Raw genomic sequence first — 9,083 nt, 5'->3', positions numbered from 1 at the left:
CGACGAAAAAGGTAAACGAACCTAGGGAAGGCCTGTTGCTTCGGGTCAATGGAAGTGCCTGTATGTTTACTGCTCAAGTCTGCTATCGGGCCAGTTGTTCCAGCCTCTGACCCTGTTATGGCACAAGTGATTCGCTTTGTGAATCCCCTTTTGTCTCCAAGGGGATAGAATTTTTTCTGTTAACACTTTGTTAGGAAATTTTCGCGCGCGAGCAGAGGGATAGCCCCAAGAAAAGAACCGCCGACCAAAGAAGATCTCTGATCGGCGGCGTGGTTTTTGGTCCCGTATATGTGGCAGAGGCTCAGCAACGAGCCTGGAGAACTCAGCTTTCCAGCGCGGCAACACCAGGCAGAGTCTTGCCTTCCATCCATTCCAGAAAGGCACCGCCCGCTGTGGAGATATAAGTGAAGTCCCCAGCCGCACCAGAAGCATTCAGTGCAGCGACGGTATCGCCTCCTCCTGCAACAGCGATGAGCTGGCCTGCACGGGCCAGGGCGGCGGCTTTGAGAGCGGCTGCATTCGTGGCCGCATCAAAGGGCTCGAATTCAAAGGCGCCAAGCGGACCGTTCCAGATCAGGGTTTTGCTCTGTTCAAAGATTTCAATGATCACTTTCACGCTCTCCGGACCTGCGTCTAGGATCATGCTATTGTCTGGGCATTGATCTGTTGGCAGGACTTGATGCGGCGCGTGGGATTCAAATTTTTCTGTGACGACGACGTCGCTGGGCAGTATGATCTTGCAGCCCGTGCTTTCGGCCTTGGCCATGATCTTGGCCGCAGTATCTTTCATCAGCCGTTCTGCCAGAGAGACGCCCACCGATAGGCCTTTCGCCACCAGGAAGGTATTGGCCATACCGCCACCGATGATCAGGTAATCAACCTTCTCTACCAGATTGCCCAAGAGCTCCAGCTTGGTCGAAACCTTGGCGCCGCCGACAACGGCCGTTACGGGGCGTTTAGGGGCGCCAAGGGCGCTTTCCAAGGCCTGAAGTTCGGCCTGCATCAGGCGGCCAGCGCAGGCGGGAAGCAACTGGGCCAGGGCCTCGGTTGAGGCGTGGGCGCGGTGGGCGGCGGAGAAGGCGTCGTTGCAGTAGATGTCGCCCAGTTGCGCCATTTCAGCGGCCAGAGCGGCGTCGTTCTTTTCTTCGCCGGGGTGGAAGCGGGTGTTTTCCAGCAAGAGGACCTGACCGGGTTGCAGGCTCGCAACAGCGGCTTCGGCGGCGGGGCCGCGGCAGTCGGCACAGAAGGCAACAGGGGCATTGAAGGCGGTTTCCAGCGCGCCTAGCAGGGGGCGTAGGGACATTTCAGGGACCACTTTGCCCTTGGGTCGGCCAAAATGCGCCAATAGGATCGGGGTGCCGCCCTGCGCCAGAATGTCGGTAAGGTTGTAGCTGCCGACGATATTGCCAAGGATCAGCATCCCCGCGATCATCGCCAGCCCGCCGGTGCCGGTCACGACAAGGGCCATGCGCGCGCCCTGACGACCCTCTGGCAGGTGCTTCCAATAGCCGATCAAAAGGAAGGATGACAGCGAGGTAAGTTCCCAAAACACAAGCAAAAGCAGGATGTTGTCGGAAAGGACAATTCCCACCATCGCGCCTTGGAACAACAGCAGATAAGTGTAGAACTGACCCATCGGATCTTCGCGCGAGAGGTAGAACCGCGCATAAAGGATGATCAAAAGGCCGATGCCGAGGATCAGCCCGGCAAACAAAAGGCCAAGCCCGTCGAGCATGAAATTGACGTTCAGCCCAAGGTCGGGCAGCCAGGCAAGCTGAAACTGAAGCACCTCTCCCCGCATCACCGCAGGCACGCAGATCAACAACAGCACAAGGGCAAGAATCGTCGGGGCGGCGGTGAAGGCGGCGCATGTGTTGCGCCCTGCCTGAATCATCAGCCCCGGAAACAGCGCGCCCAAAAAGGGCAGCGCCGCAATTATCGGCAGAAAGCTACCGGCGGTGTCCATATGTATCGTGCCCCTGTTCCGTCCATCCCTGTCAAGCTGAGCAGCCGGGCGCCACTAGAGTGGGCACGTTTCCAGACCGTTTCAGTCGATCATTGGTAATATACGGCGGGGTTTGGGCGCGACAACCCGATTTCGGTCGTTTTCGGCCTTGATGCGTCGAAAGCGCGGCGGGCAGGGTATTCCAGGGGGCTTCAATCCCGGTTCGTGGTGAAGCCATTCAGGAAAACCCGGATCGCAAGGCTGCGCCTTTCGTTCATCATCAGGGGGGTTGGCAGACGCGCCGGATCAAGCAGGGATTCAAGCGGCCAGGGGCGTATCATGTCCAGCAGGAGCGCTGCGGCCTGCATGGTATCCTCGATCGCGATTTCGCCGCGCGCGACGCCAAGGTCAAGCTCATCGGCGATAATTCGGTGATCGACCGCGATGATCCGGTCGACAAGTTCCCGCCCCACATCGCGCATTGCCGGGGTTTCGGTAATGATGAGCCGCAGCACCTCAAGCGGAAGGCCGCATCCCTGTTGGCGCGGACGTTGCGACAAGATCCTCTCAAGACGCTCGGCAATCGGCAGGGTGCGGTCTTCGGCGGTGAGCGGGCGGATAAAATCATCGCCGACCTGATGCAGATAGGCGCGCAATAGCGCGGTGCGGCTCGGGAACATCGAATAGAGCGTGCGCTTGGACATCGCCGCGCGTTTCGCAAGGCAATCCATCGTGGCCCCGTCAAGGCCCGCATCCTCGTAAATTGATTCGAGGGCGGCAAAAATCTCGGTCCGGCGCTCTTCGGCGCTCAGGGCAACCGGCCTGCCGCGTCGAAATCCGGCCGTCTCTGCCTCATTTTTGGGGGTTTGGCACATTTTGACTGCTCCTTTACGCACGGTTTCGCACTGATCGGGCTTGCTTTTCCAAACGGCGTCATATTTACGGTACTAAAGAGTTTTATAAATGCCCGGACGCATTTGCACCAACACTTAATTCCTGAAAGGGGTCATCATGGCTTCAGTCTCGCGTTTTTTTGTGTCGTTGGCGGCCTGCCTGGCCCTTGCCCCCATGACCGCGCTCGCACAGCAATCGCAGGGTCCGACCTCGGTCACAGTGGTGACGGTTCAGCCCCAGAGCGTGACCTTGACCTCGACCCTGCCGGGGCGCGTCGCGGCCTCTGCCGAGGCGGAAGTGCGCCCGCAGGTCAACGGCATCATCACCGAGCGGATGTTTGAGGAGGGCGCCGATGTCGAGGTGAACGCCCCGCTTTACCAGATCGACGTGGCCACCTATGAGGCGAGTGTGCGACAGGCCCGTGCCGGGGTTGCGCAGGCCGAGGCCCAGTTGCGGTCTGCCGAGCGCGAGGCGGTGCGCCTGCAAGAGTTGCAGGCGCGCAATGTCGCCAGCGAACAGGCACTGGACGAGGCGACTGCCACCCGCGATTCTGCCTCTGCCGGGCTTGAACTGGCGCGCGCTCAGTTGAATTCCGCCGAGATCGAATTGTCGCGCACCACCATCCGCGCGCGGCTTTCGGGGCGGATCGGTCTGTCGCAGACAAGCCAGGGCGCATTGGTGACCGCCAGCCAGGCCGAGCCGCTGGCGGTGATCCGCAAGATCGACCCGGTCTATGTGGATGTGACGCAATCGGCGGCCGATCTGCTGCGCTGGCGGCGCGGCGAAACCGAGCGCGCTCTTGCCGGGGCCGATGGCACGGTGCGTCTTACGCTGGCGGACGGGTCGAACTTTGGCGAGACCGGCCAGCTGAAGGCGGCAGAGCCGAATGTCGATCCGCAAACCGGGGTGGTCACCCTGCGGATGCAGTTTGCCAATCCCGACATGCTGTTGCTTCCGGGGATGTATGTGCAGGTCGATATGCCTGTCGAGGTGGCCGACAACGTGTTTCTTGTCCCGCAAGAGGGGGTGATCCGCGACCGGCGCGGGCGTCCGCTTGCCTGGGTGGTCAATGGCGACGGCGTGATCGAGGCCCGTGAAATTACCATCCTTCAGGACCGCGCGAGCGACTGGGTCGTCGAGAGCGGCCTTGAAGCGGGCGACCAAGTGATCGTGGCGGGGTTTCAGAAAACCGCGCCGGGGGCAACCGTAGCCCCGCAAGAGCGCGCCGCCGCAAGCGCGCCCTCTGAATAATCCAAAGGCCGAGGGTCGCATAGCATGGCACGTTTTTTCATTGATCGCCCCGTCTTTGCCTGGGTCATTTCGATCCTGTTGATGGGAATCGGCGTTCTGGCAATCCGCCTTTTGCCGGTTGCGCAATACCCGCAGATCGCGCCGCCCTCGGTGACGATCTCGGCGAATTACCCCGGTGCGTCGGCCAATACGGTTGCCAATACGGTCACCCAGGTGATCGAACAGCAAATGACCGGTCTTGATGGGTTGCGCTATTTCTCGTCAAGTTCGACCTCGTCGGGCAGTGCGGAGATCGTGCTGACCTTCGAGACCGGCACCGACGCCGATATCGCGCAGGTGCAGGTGCAAAACAAGCTTGGCCAGGCGACGCCGCTTTTGCCCGAGATCGTGCAGCGTCAGGGTATCACGGTCGAGAAATCTTCGGCCGGGTTCCTGATGGTGATCGGGCTTATCTCGACCGATAATTCATTGGAACAGGTGGATTTGTCGGATTACCTCGTCTCCAACCTGGTGGACGAGTTGAGCCGTATTCAGGGCGTCGGCTCGGTCAATGTGTTTGGCGGGCAATATGCCATGCGGATCTGGCTTGACCCGGCCAAGCTTGCGGCCTTCGAATTGACGCCGTCGGATGTGGTGGCGGCCGTATCGGCGCAGAACGCCCAGATTTCCGCAGGTGCGTTCGGGGCCCGCCCCACGGTCGAGGGCCAACAGCTTAACGCGACGATCACTGCGCAATCGCTGTTGAGCACGCCGCAGGATTTCCGCCAGATCGTTCTGCGTGCGGAAACCGACGGCGGGCTGGTGTTGCTTGACGATGTGGCGCGGGTTGAAATCGGGGCGGAAAACTATGCCACCACGGCGCGGTTCAACACCGATCCGGCCGCCGGGATGGCGATTACCCTGGCACCGGGATCGAATGCGCTTGATACCGCACAAGAGATCAAATCGCGGATGGTCGAATTTGCGCGCTTCTTTCCCGAAGGTGTCAAATACGTCATTCCCTATGACACCACGCCGTTCGTGACGATCTCGATCGAAGAGGTGGTGAAAACCCTGTTCGAGGCGATCGGCCTTGTTTTCCTTGTGATGTTCCTGTTCCTGCAAAATCTGCGTGCGACACTTATCCCGACGCTGGCGGTGCCGGTGGTCTTGCTTGGCACCTTCGGCGTGCTGGCGGCGGCGGGGTTTACCATCAACACGCTTACCATGCTGGCGATGGTGCTGGCCATCGGGCTGTTGGTGGATGACGCCATCGTGGTGGTCGAAAACGTCGAACGCATCATGGAGGAAGAGGGGTTTTCCCCGCGCGAGGCCACGCATAAATCCATGAGTCAGATCAGCGGCGCGCTGGTCGGGATTGCCCTTGTGCTGTCGGCGGTCTTCGTGCCGATGGCCTTCTTCCCCGGCTCGACCGGGGTGATCTATCAACAGTTTGCGATCACCATTGTCTCGGCCATGGCCCTGTCGGTGGTGGTGGCCTTGACGCTGACGCCGGCGCTTTGCGCGTCCTTGCTCCGGGCGAAGGATCATGCGCCGAAACGCGGGCCGTTTGCCTGGTTCAACGCCGGGTTTTCGAGCCTCACCACCGGCTATACCGGCACGGTGCGCTGGACGGTGCGCCGCCCGCTGCGGGTGTTTGTACTTTATCTTGGCATGGCCGTTCTCATGGCGTTCATGTTCGTGCGCACGCCGACCGGGTTCTTGCCGGACGAAGATCAGGGCATTCTCTTTACCCTGATCCAGACCCCCACCGGCGCCACCGCAGAGCGCACGCTTGAGGTCGTCAAACAGGTCGAGGACTATTACCTCACGCAAGAATCCGAGGTGGTGGATTCGGTCTTTGGCGTCGTCGGCTTCAGCTTTGCAGGCAGCGGCCAGAACATGGGCCTTGGCTTTGTTAAACTCAAAGACTGGGATGAGCGGCCCAACCCCGGCCAAAGCGTGCAGGCGCTGGCGGGGCGCGCATTCGGCGCCTTCAGCCAGATCAGCGACGCGATGGTGTTCCCGGTGGTGCCGCCCTCGGTGATCGAGCTTGGCAATGTCTCGGGCTTTGACTTTTACCTTCAGGCGCGAGGCGGTCAGAGCCATGACGACCTTTTGAATGCGCGCAACCAGCTTCTTGGGATGGCGGCGCAAAGCCCGTTGATCGCCTCGGCGCGGCCCAATGGCCTTGCGGATGCGGCACAGTTCAATCTTGATATCGACTGGCGCGAGGCCGGGGCCATGGGTCTTACCCCCACCGCAGTAGGCGAGTTGCTGCGCATCGCCTGGGCCGGCAGCTATGTGAACGATTTCATTGATCAGGGCCGCATCAAGCGGGTCTATGTGCAGGGCGACGCCGAGGCCCGAGCGGTGCCGAGCGACATCGACAAATGGCGGGTGCGCAATGCCAGTGGCGGTTTGGTTCCGTTCTCGAATTTCTCAGAGGGGCGTTGGGATTACGGCGCTCAGGGGCTTTATCGCTATAATGGCATCCCCTCGATGCAAATTCAGGGTGCGCCCGCACCCGGCACCTCGACCGGTGATGCGATGGCCGAGATGGAGCGTTTGGTGGCCCAGCTTGGGCCGGGTTACGACATCGCCTGGACCGGGCTGTCGCTCGAAGAGCGCGAGTCGGGAAGCCAGGCCCCCTTGCTTTATGCGCTGTCCCTCGCGGCGGTGTTCCTGTCGCTGGCGGCGCTTTATGAAAGCTGGTCGATTCCCTTCGCGGTCATGCTTGCCATGCCGATCGGGGTGCTTGGCGCGCTGAGCGGCGCGTGGCTTGGCGGGTTCGACAACGGGGTGTTCTTTCAGGTCGGCCTTTTGACGGTGATCGGGCTTACCGGCAAGAACGCGATCCTGATCGTCGAATTTGCGCGCGAGCGCCACGAGGCGGGCGAGCGGGTGATCGAAGCGGTGGCCGAAGCGGCGCGCCAACGGTTCCGCCCGATCATCATGACCTCGATGGCGTTTTCGCTGGGTGTGCTGCCGCTGGTGCTGAGTACCGGCGCAGGCTCTGGCGGGCGCAACGCGATCGGCTCGGGCGTGCTTGGCGGTACGGTTTCGGCCACGGTTCTGGGGGTGGTTTTCGTGCCGCTGTTCTTCATGGTCGTCACCCGCCTCGTGCGCCGGGCCCGGCGGGGTGAGTAGGCGCCAGGCGTGTCGGGGCAGAGGGCTTTGGACACTCTGGAAACGGTTGCGATGGAAGGCCTCGGTTGAGCGGTAAAGATCACGCAGGCCTTCAGAACGCCGGTACTTTCAGCACCCGTTCTTCCAGAGACCGGCCATGTCCAACGCCGACGGTCACGGTGTCGCGGCCGCCACGGTACTTGGGGCCCTTGCCCTTGCCGCCGCTCTCGTGATCAGAGTGGTCCCCCTCGTCAGAGGTATGATCGTCACCGTGATCGTCACCATGATCATCTTCGCCGCTATTATGCGCATCCGCAGGTCTGCCATGCTGAGCGCCACCGGCGCCGCTTGCATGGCCTGTGTCCGCGCCATGATCCGTGGCTGTCCCATCCTCGTGTTGGGCGGCGACAGGACCCGCAACGACGAGCGCACAAAGGCTGGTCAGCACAAGCCGGCGGTTCATCCAGTTTTCGGGCATTCTGACTATCCTTTCAGATCGAAGCATCCGGGGCAGCGTATCCGCCGCCCCGGACTGAACTCTTTATTGAATGGCTTCGGGGACAGCATATTCATGGATGAAATTCACGACAGCGCGTGAATCATCCGCCGCCAGTGTATAGGCATCCAGCGAACCGGCAGCCGAGGCGTCAACCGACCCGAAAACGGCCTCGTAGACATCGACGCTCTCGGCCACAAATGTTCCGTCAGCCTGCTCTACCAGCACCGTGGTGGTTACACCGGAGTAAGTATCCGAGCGGTCATATGTGAAGGCCGAGTAATCCACCACCGAATAGGTCACATCCCCTGTGGAGGTTGTATTAATCCCGAGGAATGCATCAATATAGGCAATCTCGTCAGTGGTGAATTCGCCGGTTTTATCGGTTGCCGCAGCAAGGAAGGACGCCGAAGCATCAAGATCAGCCTGGGTATACTGACCATCGACCAGGAAATCATAATCCGTGCCAATCAGATCATCGGGCGTAAGGTCAGGGATGCTTCCGGTTGTCAGCAGAGCCACATAGATGGCGAGGTTTTCCAAGGGCGAGTCGATGGTTTTATCTTCGCCGTCAACCGTAAGCACAAGCCGGCCCGCAGCATCCGTGGAAATAGCCGTCGCACTGGACAGAACCGCGATGACTTCATCGGCACGGGTTTCAAGCACTTTCGTCGGCGCGCGGCCAACGTTCAGCCGCCCGAGTTCAACCTCAACCGTAAGTGATTCATCAACAGGATGCCCCTCTTCGTCGAGTTCGATCGGGTTGCCCTCGGCATCCAGCGGTTGAACGTAGCCATCCGCAGTCAGGATCGGAACGCCGTTCGCATCGCGGTCGATGATCCACAGATCACCAAAGACATCCCCCTTTTTCGAGCCGGAGGTTGCCGGTTGACCGCCGCCTGACCCATCCATGCCGCCAGGTTCGCCGGCCCATTCGGGGCGGTCAGAATCATCTTCGCCCTCGTCGGCGGCATCTGCCGAATCCCCGTGACCACCGGTCTGGTCGTCCATGCCGGTGATGTCCTTGAAAATTCCGCCAAGGCCCTTGCCCCGGCTGTCCTGACCCATTTGGCCACCTTGGCCGTGACCGCCTCCGGCGCCCGATTGCGAGCCATGCGCCTGCTTGCCCTGACCCGAGCCCTGCTCGGCGAAGGCCATGCCAGATTCGATCGGGGAGGTTGCCAGTGCGACGATGGCGCAGCCAGCGGCAAGCGTGTACTTCAGCGAACTCTTGAAATTGAAAAATTGCGTCATGGTGTTCTCCGGATTGCCGTTTCACTCAAGGCAGGGGGGCGTTGTTTCACCGCTGCCTTCGCGCCCACCAAAGCACAATCGACACATTCAGAAATTGATATAGGTTAAGTGCGACAATTAAACTTCCGGCAAAAC

Annotated in this window: 6 protein-coding genes and 1 pseudogene; 2 read left to right on the top strand and 5 right to left on the bottom strand. The window is 60.7% G+C overall.

The features are described 5' to 3' along the window. Window positions 1–322: 322 nt before the first annotated feature. From pgk to QZ522_RS07545, 3 genes and pseudogenes are all read right to left on the bottom strand, one after another. On the bottom strand, window positions 323–1,594 hold the full coding sequence (pgk, locus tag QZ522_RS07555) for a phosphoglycerate kinase (protein ID WP_294609265.1): 1,272 nt from the start codon (window positions 1,592–1,594) through the stop codon (window positions 323–325). Between the two features lie 39 nt (window positions 1,595–1,633). Continuing rightward, a pseudogene (locus QZ522_RS07550) lies at window positions 1,634–1,801 on the bottom strand (hypothetical protein); the annotation flags it as partial. Between the two features lie 356 nt (window positions 1,802–2,157). Continuing rightward, window positions 2,158–2,820, bottom strand: a complete 663-nt coding sequence (locus QZ522_RS07545; RefSeq protein WP_294609261.1) for a TetR/AcrR family transcriptional regulator — start codon at window positions 2,818–2,820, stop codon at window positions 2,158–2,160. A gap of 193 nt (window positions 2,821–3,013) precedes the next feature. Between QZ522_RS07545 and QZ522_RS07540 the strand changes: the two genes are divergently transcribed. Beyond that, window positions 3,014–4,090 (top strand): efflux RND transporter periplasmic adaptor subunit, encoded by a 1,077-nt coding sequence (locus tag QZ522_RS07540; protein ID WP_294609263.1) that lies wholly within the window; start codon window positions 3,014–3,016, stop codon window positions 4,088–4,090. Between the two features lie 24 nt (window positions 4,091–4,114). Continuing rightward, a complete protein-coding gene (locus tag QZ522_RS07535) occupies window positions 4,115–7,219 on the top strand; it encodes an efflux RND transporter permease subunit (RefSeq protein ID WP_294609258.1) in 3,105 nt (1,034 codons plus the stop codon). Between the two features lie 91 nt (window positions 7,220–7,310). Here the strand turns inward: QZ522_RS07535 and QZ522_RS07530 are convergent, their stop codons facing one another. Continuing rightward, window positions 7,311–7,676 (bottom strand): hypothetical protein, encoded by a 366-nt coding sequence (locus QZ522_RS07530; protein ID WP_294609256.1) that lies wholly within the window; start codon window positions 7,674–7,676, stop codon window positions 7,311–7,313. 63 nt (window positions 7,677–7,739) lie between these two features. Next, window positions 7,740–8,948 carry a hypothetical protein gene (locus QZ522_RS07525; RefSeq protein ID WP_294609254.1) on the bottom strand — a complete coding sequence of 403 codons (1,209 nt, stop codon included), beginning with the start codon at window positions 8,946–8,948 and terminating at the stop codon, window positions 7,740–7,742. Between the last annotated feature and the right edge of the window lie 135 nt (window positions 8,949–9,083).

It is taken from the genome of uncultured Roseovarius sp. (genome assembly GCF_913054395.1).
Classification (GTDB): Bacteria; Pseudomonadota; Alphaproteobacteria; order Rhodobacterales; family Rhodobacteraceae; genus Roseovarius.
This window is presented reverse-complemented; position numbering and strand designations above follow the sequence as displayed.

Excerpts from the sequence above, each read along its gene's own strand:
- pgk (WP_294609265.1), bottom strand. The coding sequence starts at position 1,594 with ATGGTGGGAATTGTCCTTTCCGACAACATCCTGCTTTTGCTTGTGTTT.
- QZ522_RS07545 (WP_294609261.1), bottom strand. The coding sequence starts at position 2,820 with ATGTGCCAAACCCCCAAAAATGAGGCAGAGACGGCCGGATTTCGACGC.
- QZ522_RS07540 (WP_294609263.1), top strand. The coding sequence starts at position 3,014 with ATGACCGCGCTCGCACAGCAATCGCAGGGTCCGACCTCGGTCACAGTG.
- QZ522_RS07535 (WP_294609258.1), top strand. The coding sequence starts at position 4,115 with ATGGCACGTTTTTTCATTGATCGCCCCGTCTTTGCCTGGGTCATTTCG.
- QZ522_RS07530 (WP_294609256.1), bottom strand. The coding sequence starts at position 7,676 with ATGCCCGAAAACTGGATGAACCGCCGGCTTGTGCTGACCAGCCTTTGT.
- QZ522_RS07525 (WP_294609254.1), bottom strand. The coding sequence starts at position 8,948 with ATGACGCAATTTTTCAATTTCAAGAGTTCGCTGAAGTACACGCTTGCC.